The 25093-nt window shown below is 41.1% G+C and carries 17 protein-coding genes; 10 read left to right on the forward strand and 7 right to left on the reverse strand.

Annotated features, from left to right (window positions below; all coding sequences use genetic code 11):
- Positions 1-17: 17 nt before the first annotated feature.
- From FRX97_RS00900 to FRX97_RS00925, 6 genes are all read right to left on the reverse strand, one after another.
- Positions 18-422, reverse strand: coding sequence for a hypothetical protein (locus tag FRX97_RS00900; protein ID WP_147012427.1), 405 nt, complete (start codon positions 420-422; stop codon positions 18-20).
- A gap of 17 nt (positions 423-439) precedes the next feature.
- Complete coding sequence (gene elbB / locus FRX97_RS00905) at positions 440-1123, reverse strand: isoprenoid biosynthesis glyoxalase ElbB (protein WP_147012428.1); 684 nt, start codon at positions 1121-1123, stop codon at positions 440-442.
- Between the two features lie 121 nt (positions 1124-1244).
- Positions 1245-1817, reverse strand: a complete 573-nt coding sequence (locus FRX97_RS00910; RefSeq protein WP_147012430.1) for a hypothetical protein — start codon at positions 1815-1817, stop codon at positions 1245-1247.
- A 113-nt stretch (positions 1818-1930) separates the two neighbouring features.
- The gene (locus FRX97_RS00915) at positions 1931-5071 is read right to left on the reverse strand and encodes a GEVED domain-containing protein (RefSeq protein WP_147012432.1); all 3141 of its coding nucleotides are present in this window, start codon (positions 5069-5071) and stop codon (positions 1931-1933) included.
- A gap of 287 nt (positions 5072-5358) precedes the next feature.
- Entirely contained in the window at positions 5359-8559 is a 3201-nt protein-coding gene (locus FRX97_RS00920) for a GEVED domain-containing protein (protein WP_147012434.1), read from the reverse strand.
- 260 nt (positions 8560-8819) lie between these two features.
- On the reverse strand, positions 8820-12005 hold the full coding sequence (locus FRX97_RS00925) for a GEVED domain-containing protein (protein ID WP_147012436.1): 3186 nt from the start codon (positions 12003-12005) through the stop codon (positions 8820-8822).
- Between the two features lie 425 nt (positions 12006-12430).
- On the opposite strand from FRX97_RS00925, the gene FRX97_RS00930 reads away from it, so the two are divergent.
- Positions 12431-12868, forward strand: a complete 438-nt coding sequence (locus FRX97_RS00930; RefSeq protein WP_147012438.1) for a hypothetical protein — start codon at positions 12431-12433, stop codon at positions 12866-12868.
- Here the strand turns inward: FRX97_RS00930 and FRX97_RS00935 are convergent.
- A complete protein-coding gene (locus tag FRX97_RS00935; RefSeq protein ID WP_223266533.1) occupies positions 12865-14379 on the reverse strand; it encodes a helicase HerA-like domain-containing protein in 1515 nt (504 codons plus the stop codon). The two genes, FRX97_RS00930 and FRX97_RS00935, sit on opposite strands and share 4 nt — an antisense overlap.
- Before the next feature lie 103 nt (positions 14380-14482).
- Here FRX97_RS00935 and FRX97_RS00940 point away from each other — a divergent pair, with 103 nt between their 5' ends.
- The 9 genes from FRX97_RS00940 to FRX97_RS00980 all read left to right on the forward strand — a co-directional run bounded on the left by FRX97_RS00940 (position 14483) and on the right by FRX97_RS00980 (position 25084).
- On the forward strand, positions 14483-14908 hold the full coding sequence (locus tag FRX97_RS00940; RefSeq protein WP_147012440.1) for a hypothetical protein: 426 nt from the start codon (positions 14483-14485) through the stop codon (positions 14906-14908).
- A 20-nt stretch (positions 14909-14928) separates the two neighbouring features.
- Positions 14929-15336, forward strand: coding sequence for a DUF4332 domain-containing protein (locus FRX97_RS00945; RefSeq protein WP_147012442.1), 408 nt, complete (start codon positions 14929-14931; stop codon positions 15334-15336).
- A 214-nt stretch (positions 15337-15550) separates the two neighbouring features.
- Entirely contained in the window at positions 15551-16966 is a 1416-nt protein-coding gene (locus FRX97_RS00950; protein WP_147012444.1) for an SDR family oxidoreductase, read from the forward strand.
- 81 nt (positions 16967-17047) lie between these two features.
- Positions 17048-19138: a thioredoxin domain-containing protein gene (locus FRX97_RS00955; protein WP_147012446.1), complete on the forward strand. Its 2091-nt coding sequence runs from the start codon at positions 17048-17050 to the stop codon at positions 19136-19138.
- A gap of 142 nt (positions 19139-19280) precedes the next feature.
- A complete protein-coding gene (locus FRX97_RS00960; RefSeq protein ID WP_147012448.1) occupies positions 19281-21011 on the forward strand; it encodes a right-handed parallel beta-helix repeat-containing protein in 1731 nt (576 codons plus the stop codon).
- 21 nt (positions 21012-21032) lie between these two features.
- Positions 21033-22757 carry a T9SS type A sorting domain-containing protein gene (locus FRX97_RS00965; RefSeq protein WP_147012450.1) on the forward strand — a complete coding sequence of 575 codons (1725 nt, stop codon included), beginning with the start codon at positions 21033-21035 and terminating at the stop codon, positions 22755-22757.
- Between the two features lie 147 nt (positions 22758-22904).
- Complete coding sequence (locus FRX97_RS00970; RefSeq protein WP_147012452.1) at positions 22905-23723, forward strand: oxidoreductase; 819 nt, start codon at positions 22905-22907, stop codon at positions 23721-23723.
- 30 nt (positions 23724-23753) lie between these two features.
- Entirely contained in the window at positions 23754-24197 is a 444-nt protein-coding gene (msrB, locus tag FRX97_RS00975) for a peptide-methionine (R)-S-oxide reductase MsrB (RefSeq protein ID WP_147012454.1), read from the forward strand.
- Between the two features lie 44 nt (positions 24198-24241).
- Positions 24242-25084, forward strand: a complete 843-nt coding sequence (locus tag FRX97_RS00980; protein ID WP_147012456.1) for a 1,4-dihydroxy-2-naphthoyl-CoA synthase — start codon at positions 24242-24244, stop codon at positions 25082-25084.
- Positions 25085-25093: the final 9 nt, after the last annotated feature.

A 25093-nucleotide genomic window follows, 5' to 3' on the forward strand; every position in this document is an offset into this window, starting at 1 on the left:
GGGCTTATGCCCCTTTTTTAATGCCCATCCAAAGGGTGAACATGGAAGGGTATCCGCTTTTCTATTATTTGCCCCTTTTGTTTATCCGCATTAAATACCAAATGGTAATCTGCATGACCCTTTGCTTGGCTTATCCAAAACGTTTCTACTTCCACTGTTTTTTCAAAACTAAATTCATCCAGGATATTTGCTACCAAAGTATCGTATTGTGCTTCCCTCACCGAAATGCTATAATCTACCGGTCCATTTTCAACTGAAAGTTGCGCCTGAATAAATAATGTGTCACCCGCATTAATTTTGGTGGAGTCTAAGGGAACAGCAATGGCCCATTGAAAAAGCCCTGGTTCTGGCTTTTCAGCATCTTTGGAACAGGCCAAAACCAGAGCCGTGCCAAAAATGGCAAGAAGATATCTAGAGACCATAAATTGAATAAACTAGGCTACAACAGCTTCTTAAAAGCTATTACCGCACTCTGAATGTTATCGTGAATCTGGGTAATGTCAGCTTGCATCATGTAACATGGTGCTGTTACAATTTTTAACTGATCATCCACCATTACTTCCCTAATAGACTTCATTTTTACTTCGGCTCCAATGCTCGCCATACCGTCGCTTATTCCCTTTATATCGTACGGACTTTCTTCGGTATCGGTGCCCACAGTGAGTTTAGCGCTGTAACTAGATCCTTCTAATGCCTTTGCAATTACTGTTGGCCCCATACATAGCCCCATTATGGCTTTACCCATTTGTAAGGCATTTAATATGCTGGATTTAACCTCGTCATCTATAGCTCCATCAGGTCCGGAAATTGCCCATTGATTTAAATTTTTTGCGGCACCAAATCCACCAGGAATGGCTATCCCATCAAAGGATTCGACATCTAAACTTTTAAGGTCTTGTATTTCTCCCCTTGCAATACGTGCAGACTCTACCAATACATTTCGGGATTCCTCAGTTGGTTCTCCTTTTGTATGATCAATTACGTGAAGTTGTGCCTTATTGGGAGCAAAACAACTGTATGAGATATTATTTTGAGCAAGCGCTAATAGGGTGAATACAGCCTCGTGAATTTCAGAACCATCGTATACCCCGCAACCGGATAGTATTACTGCAACCTTTTTCATAATCTAATAATTAGGTGGCATGCAAAATAGAGAATACAAGGCACAAAAAAAACGGAGCTCCATGTTAAAGAGGTCTCCGTTTGGCGACTAATTGGTTTTCGAACTTCGCTGGTAAAGCGGTTTAGTCTTCGGTTTTAAGGTGATGGTTAGAAGCGGTGAGGGTATTGGGACTATCTAACTTCTTGGTAATTGCTAGGTTATCTTCGTCTCTATTTCTCTTGTTACGATGTCTTTTAAACTTTTGCAGTTCGTTAATTCTCGCCTCGTAATAATCTTTTCTATGGTTGAAATTAAACTGCTTCAGCATACAGCGTAGCAAACTATCTTCCGTTGCGAATTTTTCTCTAGAAAGCATTCCGTCCTTTTGAAAGTCAAGCGTGGCATAAAGCGTGGTAGTATCGCCATTGCTTACCGTCCATGCTTTAAGCGTAGCGTTACTTTCGGTGTATGGCATTTCAAAAGCATCGGAAGAAATCTGGTCGTTCCAAGTCTTGGTATCTACTTTAAACGCCTGCTTAAAAGCCTCTGCAAAATTGATGGCCACTTCCGAAGCTGCTGGAAAATCGATTTGGTAAACCTTTGCGGTATGGGTTCCAAACTCCTTTTCAACTACCTGAAGTTGAAGTGGATTTTTTTGAGCAAAGGTGGTAAAAAAACACCCGATTAATAAAATGGTAAAGAGCGGCTTTCTCATAACTTTCATGCTTAAATTTCCTTCGGGGTGGAGGAAAATTCTTATCGCAAGAAAGGGCTAATTCAGACTTCTTTACTTATTCTTTCGATTAATCGGGTGCATTTAGGGATAAATCACCAAAAAACAATGTTTGAATATCCTAAAAGTGCATGATTTTGGTCATACACTGAAATGAGATAACTCCCTTTTGCGACTTTATTAACGGTAAAGCTATTGCCTTCTTTCGCCAAAATAACTCGCCCTTGGGTATCTCTTAACTCAATATAGTGAATGGTTTGATTAGCTTCCACTTTTACCACATCACCCATTTTCGCCGGATTGGGATAAACCCCTACACGAATTGTAGGCGAAACGTTTATAATGCTAGTAAAAACTTCGGACCGATTACTACAACCTGTTAAAGAATCGGTTACCTCAACATAGTAGTATCCCGTCATAGCATCCTCTAAAACGGGCTGATTAGCACTGTCCACCGGAAATCCATCTATATAATACCACTGTATCATAGCATCGGTTACCGAACAGTGTAAATCACCTTCTACAGAAGTAATTACTGGCTTTTCGGGAAGGGGATGTTGTACTACTGAAACCGTATCGGAAAAGGCCATACAACCATTATCATTTACAGCTTTTAACCAAAGGCTTGCAGATTGGCTTACATATAGAAATTGCTGACTAAAATTGGTATCCCCATTCCAGTAATAACTATCCTCAGAAATAGCTCTCAGTCGGGTGCTATCTCCCTCGCAAAACTCATACTTGTCTCCCACCACCTTAATAATAGGTTTTGCAGGATTTTCGAAGGTGAAGACATCCATGGTATCAGAGGCCGCAGTACAACCAAAAGAGTTGGTTATCGTTGCAAAGTAGCTACCCGTTTCGGTAATTTTAATGCGTTTTTCTGAGGCTTGCCCAGCTACATTCCACGTAACCTCATCCTCAGTTTCCAAGCTCAAAAACAAAGAGTCTCCCTGACACATAAAATTTGTATCTCCTTCTAGCGTAATAAATACACGGTCTGGGCTAGGTCTGTTAAGCAGTATAACGGTATCGGACACGTTAGTACAACCAAATTCGTTAACCACATCTACATAGTATTTACCTGGATCTTGAACGGTAATTTTTGATGCTTTCAACTGCGGATCACCATTCCAAGAAATACTCGTACCCTGCTGCTTATCTATACTCATTTGAGTAAACTTGCCTTCGCACAAGCTTACTTCTCCATTTCTCGCTTCTTTAATTACCGGTTTATTGGGCACGGGATGATGCCCCACTGAGGCACTAACCGTACCAGATATACATCCCAAGGAATTCTCCCTGTAAAGACTTAAAGTGGCAGGGTTTTTAAAGACCAATGTATCTGCCGAGCTCCCAGAAGACCATTTATTATCTCCAGAAATGGAAGAATAAATTATCACAGAATCGCCTGGACAAAAATCGAAAGCATCATCCACTGCCTTAATTTCTGGTGTTTCCATTGGATCGTAAACAGTTATAGTAGCGGATGCGCTGGTATCTGCACAAACTCCGGTGCTAGCATATATCCGGTAGCTGGTATTGTTAACCGGGTTATTATCGGTATATGCCATTTTTGTGGCTCCCGTGATATCTAACCAACCACTCCCAGTATTCAACTGCCACTGGAGGTCGCCAAAAGCATCCGAAATAGCCAATTCCAATGTGTCGTAATCACAGTAAACTACATCGCCCACTAGGTTACCAAGCATAGCTTTCTGTGTAACTTCTACCGAAATTGTGTCTGTACCGTAGCAACCTAATTCGTCCTCCACACGCACGATATATTGGTTGGTACCTATGGTGTTGCTATTGAAGTGCGCGGAATCTTTATTGGTATTACTTAAGTAAGTAATGTCGTCACCCGTCCACTCATAGGTCTTATTGCCCAAGCCTTGAAAAACATTGGCAAACAATGTTAGCTGCTCATCCTGACAAAGGGTAACGCTACTTGCACTATTTCTATCCACAATAATATCGGGGATGGGATCTCCATTTGTAGTGGTTGTGAATTGCCAAACTGTACAGCCTGTAGCGTCTCCCTGCGCATTGTATGGAACCACCTTCCAATAGTAATTAGTGGCCTTTTGCAATTCAAAATTCAAATTGTACTTGGTAACATTTCCAACATCAATACCGCTGATAAGGTTGGTAGCATTTTGGTCACTACCAAACCAAAGCTTATAGCCCGTTGGTGATTCGCCATTCGGATTTGCACTCCATCGTAATTCGGCATCCTTTTGGCAAATTCCTTGAAAACCCATATCGGGATTTTCTGCAATTGCACAGGTTGGCGGTGGCGTACCAATAATAATGGCATAGTCCTCCACTTCACCTCTCGACTGCTGACCGCATGGAGCCGGAGCATCGTTTTGCGTCATACGAATACGCATGCGGGTAAGCATGTTATTTACATTAGTCGGAATAGAAATGGTACCCGAAGACACGCCCAATCCCGAAGCAGTGATAGCTGTCATTTCCTCAGTTTCGAAAATGTAGTTGCGGTTGTAGTCTATCCATGCTGCCATGGTATAGTTATATGCCGTCCCCTGACCAGCCCAAGTTACGGTAAGGGTGTAATCAGATCCAGCATCTACCTTAAAGGCTATAGTGTCGGTGTAATCTCCATAGAAAGTACAGGTGGAAGCATTTTGTTTACCCGCGAATTCCACCTTAGCAATATGCCCCCAGCCACAATCACTACCTTGGGCGTTGCAATAGGAACCACCACCAGAAGTTGGTAAATCCCCAACCACCTGAATTTCATAATCCTCTACTTCATCCACGTTATACAAACCAACAGGACCAACACATGGATCTGGCGGATCAGCCTGGTTCGCCAGCATCACGCGCATCTTTAGCACATCGCCAACCGTAACACCATCTGGAACCACCACTACAGAGGTACCGTTGGTTGAGCCCGTATAAGGAACGGTCATCATTTCCGATGCATCCCAGGTGCCACTTTTATCCCAATCAATCCAGAAATATCCGGCAGAATTTAAATAGGTCGCCCAATCTATATCCACATTAAAGGTTGCTCCAGGTTGAACATAAAAATCTACACTATCGCTGTAATCGCCGTAACCTACACAGCCATTAGTATTGTTCTTGTACCCATTGAATGTTACCTCTACAATCCAATCGCCACTGCAATCGCCTAAATATTCACAATACTGCTGAGCAAATGAGTTAAAGGAAAAAAGGGATAGTAGGAGAATGTACATTGGTTTCATAGGCTAATGGAATTCTATCTTGAATTACGACCTATGAATTTAAGGGAAGTTGCTCTAGGTTATACCATATTTAATTCTGGAAAATATAGACTACATATATGGGATTTCAATTTATCCGAATCAGTCAAGAACTTTATTCCATAAATTAAACCTATTGCCGAATGTGTAATTTCAAATTGTATCCGGTTAAAAATTCGTTCTCTAACTATAAAGCTTGAAATCCCATTAAAAAGTAAAGGGGATAACCGAACGGCATCCCCTTTGCTTAGGCTTTGATTTACAATAATCTACCTAATAATGGTAAGTTTTCCCAGGTGGATATTTGCCCCATCCTTGGTCTTCGCTTCAATTAAATACAGACCAGGCGCCAATCTATCCGTAGCAAATGAGGAATCCTCCTCAAGGACAACTGGAATAGCAACTCCGGAGGGAGAAAGCAATCTCAATTGATCAATTTTAACCTCTATTTCTACAAAAACTTTAGTTCCTGCATTTACTGGATTCGGATACAACACCGCCTCTACAGCCGTATTGCGCTTGTAACCAAAAATACCTGTTGCTATATCCGATCTATTTTTACACCCCGTTATTTCATCGGTTACCTCCACATAGTATGATCCATCCGGAGCATCTTCGAATACTTGCTTAGTCTCTCCTACCACCGGAGTTCCATCGGTTCTAAACCACTGAATTAATCCTCTAGCGTTGGTTAGTAAATCTCCCGCTTGTGAAATAACCAAAGGCTTTTCAGGAAGGTCATTTTTTATAATTTCAAGCGTATCTGAAGTAGCCTCACAACCCATGGCGTCTACAACCGTGATTGTATATTTTCCACCGTCGAAAATGGTAAGGTTGTTACCATCGAAATCCGCACCTGTACTCCATACTGCATCTCCAGTGGCGTCCGTAATTAGTACCAGAGAGTCGCCATCACATAATGCTTCATTTCCACTCAAAGTACCTATAGACGGTTGTGCAGGCAATTCGGTAAAGCTTAAATCTAGGGTATCTGAATTAGTGCTACAACCTGCATCATTTAAGGCTGTTACATAGTAAGAGCCAGCTTGATCAACCATGATACTTGAAGTATTCACATTGGCATCGTTATTCCATATTAATGAGTCGGCATCCGTTATTAACTCTACTGAAACGCCCTCACAAAATGAGGTGCCTGGAAGACTTGTGCTAATGGTTGGCTTAGCTGGATTAGCATTAACAGTAATATCTAAGGTATCAGAAATCGCTTCACACCCTAGATCGTTAAAAAGCTTTACAAAAACAGAACCCGCTTCAGCAACTGTATATGATGAAGAATTGTTGGCCTCATCATCCATCCATGCAACATTAAAGCCCTGATCGTTAACTGATAAGGTTGTAAATGCTCCATCGCAAAAAGCTAAATCACCTGTAATTACTGGTTTACTTGGGGTTGCGTTTTCAATTACGTCCACAGTAGCCGTGTCGGCAGGGCATCCATTGGCATCGGTATATGAAACAGTGTATTCCCCCGCGGCTTTAACCACTATTTCGACATCGGTGCTACCCGTAGACCAAGCTACATTATTAGTTATGTCTGATGTTAGGGTTATGCTATCACCCGAACAGAAAGAAAAACTACCAGTGTTAGAGCTAATATTGGGAGCCACAGATAAGTCATAAACCTCTATGCTCACCTCTGCGGTGGTATCCGAGCAAAATTCATTTGAAACTATTACTCGGTACGAAACTCCGCTTAATGGATTACTATCCTCATAAATGTCGCTAGTTGCTCTGGAAATATCAAACCAGGTTGATCCACTCTTACGTTGCCATTGGAAATTTACTCCTGCACTGAAATCAAAAACCTGCAATGAAAGTGCTTCATTAGAACAGATTTCGATATTACCAGATGTTTCTCCTGCAGTAGGCTTTTCTTTAACCACTACAACCACAGAATCTGTATTGCTGCAATTGCTAGCATTGTCAACACTAACGTATAAGGTAAATATACCGGCAGAGCTTCCTGTAAAAGTGGTAGTAGAGGTATTGCTGCTACTCAGGTTAGATCCAGTCCAAGCAAAATTTTCAGAACCCAGGGCATTATTAACTACTGCGTCCAACACCACCTTCTCTTCCTGACAAATGGTAACAGTATCTACCGAACTGGAAGCATTTTGAATTTCCACTACTGGAAAATCTGCAGTTGTAAATGATTGAATGCTACAATCTGAGGAGGTATCAGTGGCATCAAAGGCTTTTACTGACCAGTAATAGGTTGTGTTTGGATTTAAATTCTCAGCTGTAAAATCATAGCTGGTATCCGTTAATGAAAAATCTGATAGAATGTCGCTTGGTGGGTTATTGGTTCCAATGGATAACAAATATCCGGTTGGATTTGGCCCATCAACATTCACTTCCCAGGTAAGGGTTACATCGTCTTTACAAAGATTTGCCGTTTGATCAGCTGGAGTACCTGGAATTGGGCAAGCCACCTTAGGTGTTCCAATGTAAATAGTGTAGTCCTCTACTTCACCTTCGCTAGAACTTCCACAAGCTTCTCCGGCATACCCAATAAGCGTTGGATCCCATGCACGAAGTCTAAGACGCGTAGGTCCTTCCACCGCATTGGTAGGTGCCGCGAAATCGAAGTTAAACTCAATTAAAGCATCCGTTTTAACCCCTTCGATTCTCTCGGTTGCATCGTCAAAAACAAAGTCTCTATTCCAATCTACCCAAGCGGTTAAAAACTGAGTATTGTTTCCACTTGCCCTTCCTATAATACCCTGTCCGGTTACAGTAGCACCAGGAGTTACGGCAAATGCAATTCCGTTAGTGTAATCAGAATATCCGTTGTTTAAACCGCAAGAAGAAGTATTAGAGAAACCGTTATCTGCTGCAAACTCGCTTACCCAAATGTTTCTTACTGCATTTCCAGTTTCAGTAACCATACAAGAGTCTGGGTCAGGGTGGGTATATCCACTTGCCGCGCAATACTCACTGGGCTCAGAAGAAACCTCTTCGGAAGTAACGTTGATGGTAAAATCTACGGTATGGAAACAGTTATCTGAACAACCATTGGGTCCATCTAGTGCTAAAAAAACAGGGTCTATTGCTTGAACACGAAGTCTAACGGGACCCTCAGGCTGACCGGCTGGCGGAACCACTTGGGCCGAAAATCCAGTATTGATATTACCGGCAAAAGGAACGTTTTCATCTTCGGTAAATGCCTTGTCATCGTTCCAATCGATGTAACCGTGAATTACGACGTTTATAAAAGCAGAATTATTAGCAGTAATTAACCCCCCATTGATATTCATGGTTAGGGTATCTTGGGTTTGATCGTCAACAAAACTGCAATTGAAATTGGGATAGATCGTTTTTCCGTTAAGAGCTACGAATTCTACTTGATCCTCATCTCCTCCACAAAGGGCCTGTGGATCGCAATATTGCTGGGAATATCCAATAATGGTCAAAAGAACACTACTGAACGTTAAAAGAAAACGTTTCATAGAACATGTAAAGTTTTTGGTCAAAAAATTCAGGTGGTGCGAAATTATGGCTTGACAATCAGCTTATTCCATGATATTCTCTAAAATACCACCCAGTTAATTTCAAGAATTAAAACTATATCGGACTCCCAACCCTTTTTTATTAAAAGTTTTAATCCTTTTACCTCACAAAAAAACGGGGTTCCTCATATTGAGAAACCCCGTTCAACCAAAGGTAAAAATCTGATAAACAGAATTTTATTTCTAAATCTTAAGCTTCATTACCTAACCACAATTTTGGCGGTGTAAATTCCAGCATTACTGGATTCTTTAATTAAGAGTTGATAGATACCCGATTTCAAGTTTTCTGTTGAAACCACATTTCCGCTACCTGCGGTTAAAATTCTTCCTGTGTTGTCCATCAGTTTGAATTCAACCTCTTTACTTGCCTCTATGTGAATTAAATCACCAGCATTAATTGGGTTCGGATAAACTGCTATGGTGTTAGTTCCCTCAAGACTAATAATATCAGTAAAGGTGCTCGATTGGTTTTCGCAACCGGTAGCAGGATCAATCACGATTAGGTAGTAATCGCCATCTTCTGAATTCTCCAAAACTGGCCCCGTAGCACCATCAATTGCGTTTCCATCGCCATCATACCACTGGTACAGATAATCCGTTCTATTTACCGAACTATTTAAATTTCCATTCTCGTATGTAATTATTGGCTTTTCTGGAAGTGGGAGCTCTTGAATTTGAAGTGCCTCAGAAGTTGTTTCACAACCGAACTGACTAATAGCCGTTGCTGTTACATTTCCTGCTACAGTTATATAAATACTTGGTCCAACTATGGTAGGATCTCCATTCCAGTAAACGTTAGTGGTTACGTTAGCATTTACCAAAATGCTATCGCCTTCGCAAAATCCGTCTTTACCATTATCGGTAGTTACAACTGGCTGGTCTGGATTAGGACGCAATGTTACCGTAAATGCATCGGACTCTTTTTCGCAACCAAAATCGGAAACTGCGGTAGCAAAATAATCTCCACCCGCGCTAACCGTAAACTTTTTAGATGATATAGAAGGATCTCCATTCCAGTAAACATCTTCGGTAGTTTGCGCTGTTAATTCCATGGTAGCACCCTCACATAAGTCTGCTCCACCTGTAGAAGAGACTATAGTAGGTTTACCCGGAAGGGCACGTTCCACTACCTCCACCGTATCTGAAGTTGCTGAACAGCCATTAGCATTTGTTACGGTTACATATACTGGTCCAGCTTGGCTAACCACATAAAAGGTATCCGTAGCGGAGGTTTCTCCATTCCACTCAATAATACCTTTTACATCTGTAGTTAACTGCGCACTTAACCCTTCACACAGGGTAGCTTCGCCATTATTTGCCTCCAGAATTAAAGGTTTATTTGGTAAATCATATTTGGTTAAGGTTACTGTAGCAACATCGGAGGTACATGCATTTATATCTAAGAAAACTAGATTTAAATCACCACCCACTTTAGCATAGGTTTCGTCATCAGTAGAACCATTTGACCAAATATTATTATTCGTTACACTAGACAATAATTGCAATGAATCGCCATCGCAGAATTCAAATACGCCCGAAGGGGAAACAATATCAGGAGCATCCGTTAATGGGTGAACCGTAACATCTAGGACATCTGAAGTATCTACACAGAAGTCCGTATTAGCGATAACACGATAAGAAATACCTCCCTGAGGATTATTATCTCCGTAGCTGGCATTGGTTGCGCTGGAAATATCCAACCAACCACCACCGTCGTTACGTTGCCACTGCAGATTCCCTACTGTGCTTGCCACACTAAGGCTCAGATCGTCTTGAGCACAAAGCATGTTATCACCAACTATGCTTCCTCCAGCATTAGCGTTAGGATTGGTAATAACCACCACCGTATCGGTTCCAAAACATCCATTAGCATCCGTTGCAGTTATCCATACCTTAACTGCACCTTCGGTGCTAGAATTAAATTGGGTTGAATCTTTATCTAAAGGACTAATTCTGCTGTTATCCTCAGCATCCCAAGCATAAATAGTAGATCCCGCACCACCACTAACCGAGGCGAAAAGAGCATCCATTCCACCTGCACAAGTATTAGCAGTATCTAAGGCAGATCTATCGTACACAATGCTAGGAACTGGATCACCCGAAGCAGATGTTGTAAATGACCATACCTCGCAACCTTTTGCATCACCTTGTGCGTTATACGGCGTAACTTTCCAGTAGTATGTAGTACCGGCATCCAAGTTTCCGTTATACGTGTAAAAGGTATCCGCACCAAGATCTAAATCTAAAACAAGATCTTTAGGAGAAAGTGGATCGGTCCCCAATGAAAACTTAAAGCCATCCGCTGGTTCCCCGCTTGGGCTGGAAGTCCAAGAAAATTCTATTCCTTTTTGACATTGATCTACTGCCTCATCAGCAGGAACTGGGGCAGAGGCACAAAATGGAGGAGGTGTTCCTACTATTAAAGTATAATCCTCAGTTTCACCCAGACCAATAGAGCCACACGGCCCGATAGGATTGGATGTAGAGTGACCCCTAATTCGCATTCTCTTTATACCATCTGTAGTTCCATCTGGAACCGTTATCGGGGTAGTTTGCGGAGTAACATCTCCGGCAGTAAATGTCGATTGCGTAATAACTAACTCACCGGTATCATCGAAATCGAAATCCTCGTTCCAGTCTACATAAACTGCCATTTGACCGAAGAAATATCCGTTGTCGTTACTTCTTGTAACTAACTCGTAAACATTTCCACGAGAAATGTATGCCATATGAGTTGCTGAAAAATCCGAATAACCTTGGTTATCTTGACAGCTCTGAAGGTCGGTATTATTGGTAAACCCACCTTTGTCTCCTTGCATCTGTACTTCATAAATACCTTGACCATTTCCACAGTCACCTTCGTTAGAAGCATCGCAGTAGCCAGTTGGAGTAGGCACAGTGCTGGCATCTGGTATAGAATCAGCAAACCAACGCATTTCAAAACCAGGTCTTACAGCGTTTGGATCTGAATACCATCGAATAGTTGCGGAACCACTGGTACAATAAACTATTCCAGGATTATCGGTACCACAATAAATTCCTTTTGAAACTCCTCCATCCAAAATTTCAAGATGATCATATTCACAAGTGGCACTCATCTCCACATCAAAAAATGTAAACTGAAGCGCTAAAGTATCCGGAGTATTTGTCGGTTGGATATTAAAGAGGTAGGTAATAACCTGCGCTGTAGCTGACTCCCCAGGTAGGTAATCGTTTTCGGAACCACCATCGTCGTATAAGGTCCCTCTCAAGGAAGTGACGGTTGTATCTTTTATACAGTAACATGGTGCCACTGGACAGGCAGAAATGTCGCACTGCGCAGACAAATCAACCCCCATAAAAACAATAATTACAGGTAAAATTAAACGGGTTAACAATCTTGTCATAGGGTATGGTTTACTGGTTACTATTTATTGTATAATTCGGCTAAAGTTACCACCAGTTAGTGGTGCTTTGCAATACCCTCCCTCGTTATTTGTTCCAAGTTTTTTGATGCCAAAAATTCGGTTTTCGGTAAAACCAGAAGTAACTTACTTTTTTATAATGACCCAACCATTTGGCTAACGCTAGCTATTCTCGATCTTTTTAAAACTATATCAGACAAATGAAAATGATATAGTACAGAAAATACCCACACGCCTTCATTATATTTAATTTTTAAACCACAGGATTTGAACGGTAAATTAAAAGGATGAGTGGATAGATAGGATTCCTAACGGCATGACCACCGTCAGGTTATTAGATTAAAATCAGGATTAAGTTCCTTTTTCCTGCTGCCATTTTGTACATTTCAATCTTTCAAACCCCTACCATGAAACTATCATTTACAGAGATAATTGAGGCTCCAAAAGAATTAGTTGCCGAGCTAATGCGCAACGAACACAATAAAGATTGGCAAGACGGATTTGTCGGTGCCAGCAATATTGAAGGAAACCCAGGTGAAGAAGGTTGTAAAACCAGATTGCAATACGAGCTGGATGGAAACCAATTCGAAATAATTGAGACTATTTGGGAAATAAAAAATTCCTCATTATTCCATGTGGGCTACGAGTTTGGCAACATCAATAACTACACGGAAAACTATTTTGAAAGTCTGAGCGAAAACCAAACCAAGTGGATTAGCAATACCTATTTTAAATTCCCTTGGATAATGTACCTCATGTCTTTCCGGCTAAAGCGTAAACTCCGCGACCATAGCTTCAGAAATATCCGAAACTTTAAACGATTTGTAGAAAGCAAAGCTCATTAACGCCTTCGTCGCCGGCTTGTGGTTCTGCGCCTGGTTGTGGAAATTCCAAAAACACCAAGTATGCCACGGGTTAATTCTCTCGCAATGGTTCTTGTTACCGAGGAAGCCATAACTTTTTCAAGCGTACTTTTTTCCTTTCTGGTCGTTGTTGCCTTTTTAGCAACAGGTCTTTCGGGAACCTCATTTTCCAGCTCTTCCTTCGCTTCTAATTCCTCTTCGATACGCTTGGTAAGCTCCTCATGGGCAGAAATTCGATCTAACCTCTTTTCGTATTTATCCTTTAGCTTGCTGTTCTTAACAATAGAATCCAATTCCGAATTGCTTAATACATCCATCCTAGAAAGTGGGGGCCGCATTAATGAATGTACCAAGGGCTGAGGTCTACCCTTACGATCTAGGAAACTAACTACGGCCTCTCCAATTCCCAATTCCGTTAACAATTCCTCTACATTATATGTGTCGCTCTCCGGGAAATTTTGGGCCATAAGACGGATAGCTTTCCGGTCTTTAGCTGTAAAAGCACGCAAGGCGTGTTGCAACTTAAAACCGAGTTGGGAAAGAATGTTCTCTGGAATATCGTCTGGAGTTTGGGTGATAAAAACTATCCCTATTCCCTTAGAACGAATTAGCTTTATAATAGTATCCAACTGCTCGAGTAATTCCTTAGAGGCGTTCTTGAAAATTAAGTGGGCCTCATCTATAAATATCATTAACTCTGGTTGCTCCGGATCTCCAATTTCAGGAAAAGTTTGAAACAATTCTGCCAATAGCGATAACATAAAAGCAGAAAACAATCCAGGTTTAGCTTGTACATCAGTCAGTCGAAGCACATTAATTACCCCAAGTCCATCTTTTGTTTCGCAGAGATCTCCCACATCGAATGAAGGTTCTCCAAATATGCGATCGCCTTCTTGTTGTTCGAGCTGGGTAATTTTTCGCATAATAGCATGTGCCGAGTTGGTAGGAACCAATCCGTACATTTTCTGAAATTCAGCTTTACCCTCTGCAGCAGCAAATCTCAAAACTGTTTTTAAGTCCGCAATATCTAAAAGCGGTAATCCTTGATCGTCGCAATACTGGAAGAGCATAGCGAGCAAGCCTTGCTGGGTATCATTAAGGGAGAGGATTTTTGATAAAACAATGGGACCAAATTCAGATACGGTAGATCTTAATTTAACCCCAGGCTCATCAGAAATACTTAAAAATTCGAGGGGAAATCCTTTGCCTTCCCATTCCATTTGAATATGATGCGCACGCTCTTCAATGATTTTGTTCGTGGACCCTGGAGCTCCCAATCCAGAGAGATCTCCCTTGATGTCCATCACCAAACTTGGGACCCCTTTAAGAGAAAGCTCCTCAACCATAACCTGAAGCGACTTAGTCTTACCAGTACCGGTGGCTCCAGCGATTAAACCATGTCGATTTAAACTCTTGGTTGAAATCAAAATCTGATGACCGTTAACTGGCTTCTTGTCCACCATCAGTCCACCTATCAATATCTCGCTGCTCACAATCAATTATATATTAATTATTACTGACTTCAAACATATATATATCTGCATTATTTGCACAGAAAATAAATAGTTTAGAGGTACTAATATATAAAAACTGAGGATGATTCAAGATTTAATAAAACAAGCACTAAAAGAAAAGGGCGGCGACCTTCTAGGGGGGTTCGACTTAAACGGACAACAGCAAGAAAAGGCTTTAGACCTAGCTAAGGAAAGTGTAATGGACGGCATTACCAGCGAGGTTAAGTCAGGGAACTTCGGGATTTTGAAAAACGCCTTTTCTCAGGGATCCCAAAGCGGACTGGTGCAAGGAATAATAGGTAATTACGGAAATAGTCTTATTAACAAACTTGGATTGAGCCCAAGCATTAGTAAAGCGATTAGCGAGCAGCTAATTCCCATGGTTTTTAAGTTTATAAACAACAAAGAAGACGCTCCCACCAATTCTGAATCTGGAATTAAAGACTTGGTTGGAGGAGCTATAGGAAATAAAATTGGCGGAATGCTAAAAGGAAAATTTGGTTTTTAATCACATAAATATAAATCACCATGAGCAAGAAAATCTCAGAAATTGAAGGGATAGGACCAGCACTATCAGAAAAACTAGCGAAAGCTGGAGTAAAGACCGTTGAAGCACTACTTGAAAAAGGTAGTACCAAAGCAGGAAGAAAAACCCTAGCTGCAGAAAGCGGAATTGATGAAGGAAAAATCTTGGACTTTGTAAATATGGCAGACCTCTTTAGAATAAAGGGGGTTGGAAGCCAGTTCGCAGAATTGCTGAAGGCTTCGGGAGTGGATACCATTAAGGAACTCCGCAACCGTAACCCTGAAAACCTGCATGAGAAACTGGTGGAAATTCAGGCCGCTAAAAAAATCACAAGAACAGTTCCTGGGAAAAGCCAGGTAGAAGGATTTGTTTCCCAAGCTAAACAGCTTAATCCTGTTGTAACATACTAGTTTGTAGGGGATTAGTAGTTACGAAGCCGCCTGATATCAGGCGGCTTTTTTTATTTAATTACTTATCCAAGGTTCCCTTGATCAATTTGAACATTAACCTAATAAGCGTGTTCGCAAAAGGTGACCAAGGAACTTGAGATCACCAATATATAGCACTCCTTTTTAATTATTTGATTTTATCGAATAAAAAATGATATTTATCTAAATATTATTCATGAAAATATTACTAACCGGCGCTACCGGGTATATTGGAAAAAGACTACTCCCCCTATTATTAGAGGAGGGCCACGAAGTAATATGCATGGCACGAGATAGGAATAGATTTCAGGCTCCACGGGGATACGAGGACTCCATTGAAATTTATGAAGCTGATCTATTAAAAGCGGAAACTTTAAAAAACAACATCAAAGCCGACATAGCGTACTACCTAGTTCATTCTATGTCATCATCAACTGAAAACTTTGATGAATTAGAAGCACAAGCAGCAAAAAACTTTGCCCAATGGTCAAGCTACATTGGAATTAAACAGGTGATTTATTTGTCTGGACTTGCCAATGCTGATGAGTTATCAAAACATTTAAGCTCCAGAAAACAGGTAGAAGAAATCCTATCCAGGGGCACCTACAGCCTTACCACATTAAGAGCAGGAATAATAGTAGGTTCTGGGTCTGCATCTTTTGAAATTATTCGTGATTTGGTGGAAAAACTGCCGATAATGATAGCTCCCAAATGGCTGAACACTAGATGCCAACCCATAGGGATAGCAGATGTACTCTCTTTTCTTTTTGGATGCTTAAACCAAAGTGAAACCTTCAACAAAACATTTGATATTGGCGGCGCCGATGTACTTACCTATAAGGAAATGCTTTTGGGATATGCTAAGGTCCGTGGATTGAAAAGATATATTGGTATCGTGCCAGTTATGACCCCCAGACTTTCCTCCTACTGGCTTTACTTTGTCACCTCAACCTCCTATAAATTAGCTGTTTCTCTTGTCGACTCCATGCGGGTGGAGGTAATTTGCAAGGAGGAGAGGCTAAAGGACATACTAAACATTACGCCGAGAACCTACGAAGCCTCGCTACGTAGAACCTTCGATAAAATTGATCAAAACATTGTTGTATCCAGTTGGAAAGACTCCCTAAATAGCGGTCCCTTTAAACAGGATATTGCAAATTATATAGAGGTTCCCACCAATGGATGCCTGTTTGATAAAAGACAGAAGCCAGTAATCTCCGAAGCGCAAACCCTTGAAAAGATTTGGAGTATTGGAGGTAAAAATGGTTGGTATGCTGGCAATTTTTTATGGCGGATTCGAGGTTTCGTGGATAAAATTTTCGGAGGAGTTGGCTTACGACGTGGAAGAACACATCCCACTAAAATTGCAAATGGCGACGCCTTAGACTTTTGGCGGGTTATTTTAGCCGACAAAGAGAAAAAGCGCCTCTTGCTCTTTGCCGAAATGAAGGTTCCAGGCGATGCGTGGCTGGAATTTAGAATCGAAAATGGCATCCTTTATCAAGAAGCTACTTTCCGACCGCTCGGTGTAATGGGACGATTGTACTGGTGGGCAGTATCCCCCTTGCACGGCTACGTTTTCCAGGGCATGCTAAACAAATTAGCCCAGTAGCAAGACTTTCCTCCAGATCGCGGATAATTGTATCCTACTACATTATTTAGGTTTAAGCATAGAAATAAAGAACTTAGCGATATGAAACTGAGATTAATCGTTCTATCGACTATTTTCATTACTTCCTGTCAACCTCCCAAGCAAACCATGGACCAAGAAAAACAAACCCCTACTTCTCCAAGAAAGGAATACACCAATGCGCTAATCAACGAGGCAAGTCCCTACTTGCTCCAGCACGCTCACAACCCAGTTGATTGGTTACCATGGGGCCAAGAAGCTTTCGAAAAAGCCAAAAAGGAAAATAAATTGGTGTTGGTTTCTATTGGCTACTCTTCTTGCCATTGGTGCCATGTTATGGAGCACGAATCCTTCGAAGATACTGCGGTGGCTAAACTTATGAATGACAATTTTATCTGCATTAAAGTAGATAGGGAGGAAAGGCCCGACGTGGACGAGATTTACATGACGGCTGTTCAAATTATGACCCAACAAGGTGGTTGGCCACTAAATTGTTTCACTCTACCCGACGGCCGACCTATTTATGGTGGCACCTATTTTAGAAAAAATCAGTGGGTGGATGTACTGGAACAACTGGCCAATATGTACCGACAAACTCCAGATAAGGTCATTGAATACGCAGAAAGTTTAACCTCAGCTATTAAACAGCATACGCTTATAAATCCAAAGGCCAACAACACAAATGTTGACACCAACTGGCTAAAAGACCAGATTACAACCATTGAAAAATCCTTCGACAAAAAAAATGGCGGACATAATGGAGCACCAAAATTCCCTATGCCAGCAGAATGGGATTTTTTATTGGAGTACGCCTGTTCACCTGGAAAAGAAGAATTAAAAGCCCATGTACTTTTCACTTTAAAGAAAATGGCAATGGGTGGGATTTACGACCATGTTGGTGGTGGTTTTGCGCGCTACAGCACAGATGAAAACTGGAAAGTTCCCCATTTTGAGAAAATGCTGTACGATAACGGCCAATTGCTATCGGTGTATTCCAAAGCTTATCGCGTTTCGGCAGACCCACTATTTAAAACAACCGTTTCAGGGATAATTGATTGGCTAAAACGGGAAATGTTGCATCAAAATGGCGGATTTTATGCAGCCCTTGATGCCGATAGCGAAGGTGAAGAAGGTAAATTTTACGTTTGGACTAGAGAAGAACTTGAAAATTCGCTTTCGGAATCCAAATTGGAACTAGCCACCAGCTACTTCAATTTCAATCAGCATGGATATTGGGAACATGGAAACTATATCCCGCTTTTAACCGATCAATCTCTAGAAATACTTCATAAAGAACCCTCATCTATTTCAGATTTAAAGTCAAAACTGCTAAAGCTGCGAGCAAACAGAGTAAGACCAGGGCTAGACGACAAACAAATTTGCTCTTGGAACGCCTATACCGTGGAGGGTTTATTAGAAGCTTACATTTCTTTTGGTAATCCTGAGTTTCTGGATATGGCAGAAAACACCTTGAGATTTCTCCTCGACCAATGCTTTAATGAAAAGGATAAAAGACTTTACCATTACTATAAAGAAGGAGGAAGAAAAGATGCAGATTTCTTAGAAGATTACGCAGCTTTAATCCAAGCACTGATAAAAACTTACGAAGTAACGGGATCGCAGCAATACATTTCCACGGCTAAAAAGCTCCTGGAAATAGTAGAGGAGAAATTTGAAAAAATGAATGGGTTTTACCCCGATAGACCCAGTGGGTTGGACGCAACCCTTATTACTCCAACCCTGAGTAAATCGGATAATGTAACTCCATCTCCCAACGCGCTGCTGGCTCAAGCAAAGTACAAACTTGGCATTATCTATTACAAAACCGACTGGGTGGACGAAGCTGTTAAAATGGCTAATCAGTTATCTTCGGATATAGAGTCATATCCCACAGGGTATGTCAATTGGCTTAGAATAATAAACTGGGAGCACCACAAATTTTTTGAGATTGCAGTAATTGGCATCCCCGAGCCAAAAATTATTGAAAATATTGCCCGCTATCCCATTTTTAACAAGCTGTTACTTCACGGAAATGCTGAAGTTCCGATGCTAACCGACAAAAGGGAAGAGGCTATTTACGTTTGTGAAAAACGGGTATGTAAAAAGCCAGTCACTTCATTTTCGGAGGCTAAAAAGTTGATGCTAGGAAATTAAACCAAATACCCAGTATACTCTTCTATACCAGCTAATTAGAACAACTTTAAAGGGGTAGGATTGCGAGGTAATCCATCTTAACCTGACTATAAAGGGATTTTATTTTAAATTTGCCGCCAATTATTACCGACCATAACCCTCTATGAAACCAATCTTTGCAATACTTGCATGGACGTTTTTTGCCTTACCACTACTAGGTAAAAACATTTATGTCCATCATTCAGTAAACATTATTTCAAACAATACCTACTATTACAATCCTCCGGTAGGAAACCCCATTACCACCCCAATTTTACCTGGTGACCGGCTCGTACTTTTGCCCGACCCAAATTCAACGGACAACTCTAGAATACACTTACAGCTTAATAATGTGGTGGGTGCTCCGGGATTACCAATAGAAATTGCCAATCCATACAATACGGTTATTAATATAAACCCCGACCATACATACGGGATTTACCTCAACAACTGCAAATTCATAAAAATTAATGGTAACGGGGTAAGTACTAACAAATCGGACGATAGATTCTACGGAATTCAAATTAGAATAAAGAAAGCCGGCCAGTCTATAAAAGCTGAAAAAGGAAGTAGTTTTATCGATGTTAATCGAGTTTGGGCAGATGTAAATCCAAATATTCCAGACAGCCTAAATAGTCCTGCATTTTTATTTAAATCGAATGCTATTTGCGTAGATAGTGTGGTTTATTATTCTGAAAAAACATTTTTGATGCAAGATGTTTTTGTGCGGAATTGCCGCATATCCAATGCATCTGGTGAAGCCATTTATATCGGAGAAACTTCAAAGGGGAATAAAACTCCCTGCATGATCAAAACTCAAATTGAACTATCTTTTAATGACTACACAGGCGAGCTGATTGATATCAAAAAGCAAACGGTAAATCAATCAACCAATGTAATAAAGCCGCACTACATTGATAATGTTCAAATTCAAAACAACATTATTGAGGACTGTGGTTGGGATGCTATCCAAATATCAAGAGCGCACAATTTTGTGGTGAGTCACAACGAGATATACAATTACGGAACCAAAGACCACGATTCTCATAAATCGGGAATAATAATTGGAGAAGGAGCCAGCGGAGATATTTTCAACAATCTAATTTATCGGGGATCAGGATGGGGAATCCAGGCCAGGCCATCGGGTAACCTTAGAATTTTCAATAATTACCTTGTAGAAAGTGGACATACCGGAGCATGGCCAAAAGGGAAATACCACGCAGCCATAAACACCCACACCATCAACCTAAATAAGTCATTCGCATACGGTGCCAATAGCATAGGTGAAAAAACCATAAGCATTGCACATAATTTAGTTGTTCGCCCAATAGATGTGGGGATTAGAATGAATTGCGACGGTTGTCGCAGTAATGGAATTCCGATTCTTCAGGATCAATATGAAGGGGTGCTTATTGGGAATGTAGTTTTGCAACCCATTATTAAAAACACAGGATTAAACGTTGCCCGCATTCAATCTGGTGCCGACGATAATGATATGAACAATGGCTACCCCTTGCACCGAGATTATAGGAAGGCGAATCTTACCTATTACAATCCAGCCGATGCAAAGTTACAGGACATCAGCAACTCGGATCCCACAAAATGGGACATCACTCCAACTAAAAACTCGCCTCTTATCGACAAAGCACCCATAATGCCTGAAAATAATGTCCCCTACGAAGACTTTTATGGAAACATTCGTCCTCCATACGTTCCTGTAAAGGTGTCTTATTTTCAGGGTTCGGGATCTGCGCCTGATTTTGGGCCAGTGGAACGCATAATTTCCCACATAACTGAAATCCCATCCTTATCGCCATCTAGTGTAAGAACCTCGAATAAAACCAATCAATTCTAAATCCCTCAAAATCACAATACCATGAAACTTAAATCTCTTATCGCAGCCTGTTGCTTTGGATTTTTCTCCATTGCAGGACACGCACAAGAGGCAGAACCGGTCCTAAATTCTGTTACCGGGGAAATAATGCTCGCTCATAACGGCCTCTTCAGTAACGGAACGGATTTAATTGCAATTGAAGTTGATACCTATAATCGCGTTGAAAAGATTTTTTACGTTGATGAAAACCAAAATACTATAGAGCTATCTCTCCCTAGTACCGGATATAAACTTCCAGATTATAGCTGGAACTCAGATGGTTGGATTTTTGGAAAATCTCACCTAATCCACAACCAGCACATTTACTTTACGCTGTACAAGAATGGAATAGATCTTTTCCGTTTTAACGCGGAAACCAAAGACCTTGAGCAGCTTACCAATGATCAAAATCTAGGTGCGGAATTCATTCATAGCACCGACGATAAAATCTATTTGAACTATAACGGAGATCTTTCTAGCAAAGAAGGATTTATCGCTAGTTACGATGTTAATTCTGGAGCACTCAGTGTTTTTGGCGAAGATACCCTCCTTGCCTTTAATGGGAACACCATTCCTTTTAAAAACAGCTGGATTACCGGTATTAGAAACGACAATAGCTTTTATCTTAACCAAGGAGGAATTGCCGTTTATCATTCCGATACCGACCCCAATTGGGTACCTTTATTGCCGGGCGATTTTTACGATACCATCCCTAATGAAGACCATTTTTATAACTTCTGCTACCAACCTACCACCAACGACACCCTTATTTTCTTCCTTAACAAATACGGCTCGCTTAATTATCATGAGGTAGCCCTGTATATGAGTAAAGGAAATGCCAACGATGCGGTTAAGGTTAAAACCCTTTACAAGCAGTACTTTCTGGACAACGGTGGAGAAATCACCATGAACGTCGATTACATTATGCCGCAAAACTTCGTTTGGTATAAAGGTCACCTTTATTTTTATGCCTATGGCGAAGATCGCGTTACCAGGCACTTATACCGAACTACCAAAGATGGTTTGGATGCTGAGCGCGTAACGCAAATCAACTTAACGGCGAATGGTGGCCAGCTAAACGGATTTTTATGCACCATTAATGAGCACATGTATTTCCTGGGCTCACCTGATGAAAATCCAGATCAGTACGACAACAATCTGTATCGCTTAAACCTCGAAACACAAGAATTAGAAGAGGTATACTCCGGAAACAACCTATTTAATGGCTTGATAAAAATTGATGATAAACGCCTACTGGTTTACACCAAAACAGACCCGTTTTTTGGTAAAAATGTTGATTTCCTAATTCTGGACTTAGAAAACAATAAAACCCAGCTTATCCACACTGGATATGAAGGAAAATTAACCCAGAAAAATCAGGCCAACATTGCCAATAATCGATTGTTCTTCTCTGGCTTTACCGGAAATGAAATGGCCCTTTATGCCACTCCTCAATTCGCCACTTCTACCAATATTAATGAGTTAAATATGGAGTCGGATTTAGTTCTTTTTCCAAATCCTGCAGATGATTCTTTTCAAATTGTATTCTCATCAAACGACGATAAAATACAAGCTGTTAAGATTTTTAATGGTAATGGAAGCGAAGTTATGGGACTTAATAACCACATCGGAAACATAGACGTTTCGCATCTGGCCTCTGGAATATACTTCGCCAAAATAAGTACGGAAGCTGGCTACAGCACCACCAAAAAGTTAGTGATACACTAACCCTACAATTACCCATTTAAATCCCCATTTACCATTCGGTAGTGGGGATTTTTTTTTCCAGCCATTTTATCCTTTAACAAGAATTATCGCGGTTTTGTACAGCGCAAAAGGACAAAGCGTGTAGCATTGTAAATCAAACAGGCATACATGGCGAAGCAAAAAATTGTTTTAATCACCGGTGCATCCTCGGGAATTGGGAAAGCTACCGCGTTTAAACTTATAGAAGATGGCCACATCGTTTATACCGCCGCTCGGAGGCTAAATAAAATGGATGATCTTAAAGCTAAAGGTGCCAGACCATACACCTTGGATATTACAAAGGAAGGGGATATTCAGAATGTCGTTGGACATATATTGGCTAAACACGAAGCTATTGATGTCTTGATTAATAATGCAGGATATGCCATATACGGAGCCATGGAAGATACCCGCATAGAAGACGCAAGGAGACAATTTGAGGTTAACCTATTTGGACTAGCTAGGCTAACCCAATTAGTACTCCCCAAAATGCGCGAAAAAGGTGAGGGCACCATTATAAATCTGTCTTCTATGGCCGGCAAAATATATACGCCACTTGGTTCTTGGTACCACGCAACAAAACATGCCTTGGAGGGATGGAGCGACAGTTTAAGGCTAGAATTAAAACCTTTTGGAATAAACGTGGTAATTATAGAGCCCGGAGCTATAAAAACCGAGTTCGATGAGGTTATGAAAAACCCTCTACTGGAAAGATCCGGTGATGGGCCCTATGGAGTTCTGGCACATCGTATAGCAAATGCCACAGAAAAAATTTACACGCGTAAAGCCTCTGACCCAGAGCTAATTGCCGATCTTATCTCTAAGGCCATAAAAAGTAATAATCCAAAAACTAGATACGTGGCTGGATATATGGCCAAGCCTGCTATTTTCTTCAGAAAATGGATACCAGATAGCTGGATGGACAAAATAATTTTAAAAATGGGCTAAACACAAAACCCATCAAATGGTTTTATATGTATGGATTGGAATAAAGTATTAAAACTCGCTAAGGAAGGAACTCCTCCACCTGCTAAGAAAATATCCAAACCGGATGAAGATTGGAGGGCGCAGCTTACAGAAGAACAATACCGGGTAACCAGAAAGTCCGGTACCGAACGTCCATTTACTGGAGAGCATTGTAGCTCCTATGAAAATGGAGACTATGCTTGTGTGTGTTGCAAAACCCCACTATTTAGTTCCAAAATAAAATTCGACTCCCAATCGGGATGGCCCAGTTTTACCCAACCCATCTCAGATAACGCAATCAAATATCATGTTGATTACTCTTTTGGAATGGAACGGGTAGAAACGGTATGCAACTGCTGCGATGCGCATCTAGGTCATGTATTCCCAGATGGACCTCCTCCAACGGGTTTAAGATATTGCATTAACTCAGCGGCGCTAGAGTTAATTAAATCCTAAGTATTTATTACTCGGAATAAGTATTTTCACCCAAAATTTTATTCATGGCGCAAGTAAAGTGGGAAACTGTTAAGGAATACGAAGACATTACGTTTAAAAGAAGCGGAGGAATTGCCCGCATTGCATTTAATCGTCCTGAGGTACGAAATGCTTTCAGACCTAAAACCACCTCCGAGCTATACGATGCATTTTATCAAGTTCACGAAGACCCTACCATTGGGGTAGTATTGCTTTCGGCAGAAGGTCCTTCTCCAAAAGATGGAGTGTATTCTTTTTGTAGCGGTGGCGACCAAAAAGCTCGCGGCCACAAAGGCTATGTTGGAGACGACGGTAGACACAGACTTAACATATTAGAAGTGCAACGACTTATTAGGTTTATGCCTAAAGTGGTTATTGCTGTGGTACCAGGATGGGCCGTTGGCGGTGGACACAGTCTTCACGTAGTTTGCGATTTAACCCTTGCGAGTAAAGAGCATGCCATCTTTAAACAAACTGATGCCGATGTTACTTCCTTCGATGGAGGCTATGGTTCTGCGTACCTGGCAAAAATGGTAGGCCAAAAGAAGGCTAGAGAAATATTTTTCTTGGGTAGAAATTACTCCGCTCAGGAAGCTTACGAAATGGGCATGGTAAATGCCGTTATTCCACATGCCGAATTAGAAGACACCGCAGTTGAGTGGGCTAGAGAAATTTTAGCGAAATCTCCCACCTCTATTAAGATGCTAAAGTTTGCCATGAACCTTACGGATGACGGAATGGTAGGGCAACAAGTGTTTGCAGGTGAAGCTACTCGCCTCGCTTACATGACCGATGAAGCCAAGGAAGGTAGAAACGCATTCTTAGAAAAAAGAAAGCCCGATTTCAAGGACGTTCAGTGGATTTCTTAAAGTTTGGTT

This window comes from Luteibaculum oceani, from assembly GCF_007995015.1.
Classification (GTDB): Bacteria; Bacteroidota; Bacteroidia; order Flavobacteriales_D; family Luteibaculaceae; genus Luteibaculum; species Luteibaculum oceani.

What these genes read in the sequence shown, in the direction of transcription:
- FRX97_RS00925 (WP_147012436.1), bottom strand. Translation starts at nt 12,005, where the DNA reads ATGACAAGATTGTTAACCCGTTTAATTTTACCTGTAATTATTGTTTTT.
- FRX97_RS00900 (WP_147012427.1), bottom strand. Translation starts at nt 422, where the DNA reads ATGGTCTCTAGATATCTTCTTGCCATTTTTGGCACGGCTCTGGTTTTG.
- FRX97_RS00945 (WP_147012442.1), top strand. Translation starts at nt 14,929, where the DNA reads ATGAGCAAGAAAATCTCAGAAATTGAAGGGATAGGACCAGCACTATCA.
- FRX97_RS00940 (WP_147012440.1), top strand. Translation starts at nt 14,483, where the DNA reads ATGATTCAAGATTTAATAAAACAAGCACTAAAAGAAAAGGGCGGCGAC.
- FRX97_RS00965 (WP_147012450.1), top strand. Translation starts at nt 21,033, where the DNA reads ATGAAACTTAAATCTCTTATCGCAGCCTGTTGCTTTGGATTTTTCTCC.
- FRX97_RS00920 (WP_147012434.1), bottom strand. Translation starts at nt 8,559, where the DNA reads ATGAAACGTTTTCTTTTAACGTTCAGTAGTGTTCTTTTGACCATTATT.
- FRX97_RS00915 (WP_147012432.1), bottom strand. Translation starts at nt 5,071, where the DNA reads ATGAAACCAATGTACATTCTCCTACTATCCCTTTTTTCCTTTAACTCA.
- FRX97_RS00980 (WP_147012456.1), top strand. Translation starts at nt 24,242, where the DNA reads ATGGCGCAAGTAAAGTGGGAAACTGTTAAGGAATACGAAGACATTACG.
- elbB (WP_147012428.1), bottom strand. Translation starts at nt 1,123, where the DNA reads ATGAAAAAGGTTGCAGTAATACTATCCGGTTGCGGGGTATACGATGGT.
- FRX97_RS00910 (WP_147012430.1), bottom strand. Translation starts at nt 1,817, where the DNA reads ATGAGAAAGCCGCTCTTTACCATTTTATTAATCGGGTGTTTTTTTACC.
- msrB (WP_147012454.1), top strand. Translation starts at nt 23,754, where the DNA reads ATGGATTGGAATAAAGTATTAAAACTCGCTAAGGAAGGAACTCCTCCA.
- FRX97_RS00960 (WP_147012448.1), top strand. Translation starts at nt 19,281, where the DNA reads ATGAAACCAATCTTTGCAATACTTGCATGGACGTTTTTTGCCTTACCA.
- FRX97_RS00970 (WP_147012452.1), top strand. Translation starts at nt 22,905, where the DNA reads ATGGCGAAGCAAAAAATTGTTTTAATCACCGGTGCATCCTCGGGAATT.
- FRX97_RS00955 (WP_147012446.1), top strand. Translation starts at nt 17,048, where the DNA reads ATGAAACTGAGATTAATCGTTCTATCGACTATTTTCATTACTTCCTGT.
- FRX97_RS00950 (WP_147012444.1), top strand. Translation starts at nt 15,551, where the DNA reads ATGAAAATATTACTAACCGGCGCTACCGGGTATATTGGAAAAAGACTA.
- FRX97_RS00930 (WP_147012438.1), top strand. Translation starts at nt 12,431, where the DNA reads ATGAAACTATCATTTACAGAGATAATTGAGGCTCCAAAAGAATTAGTT.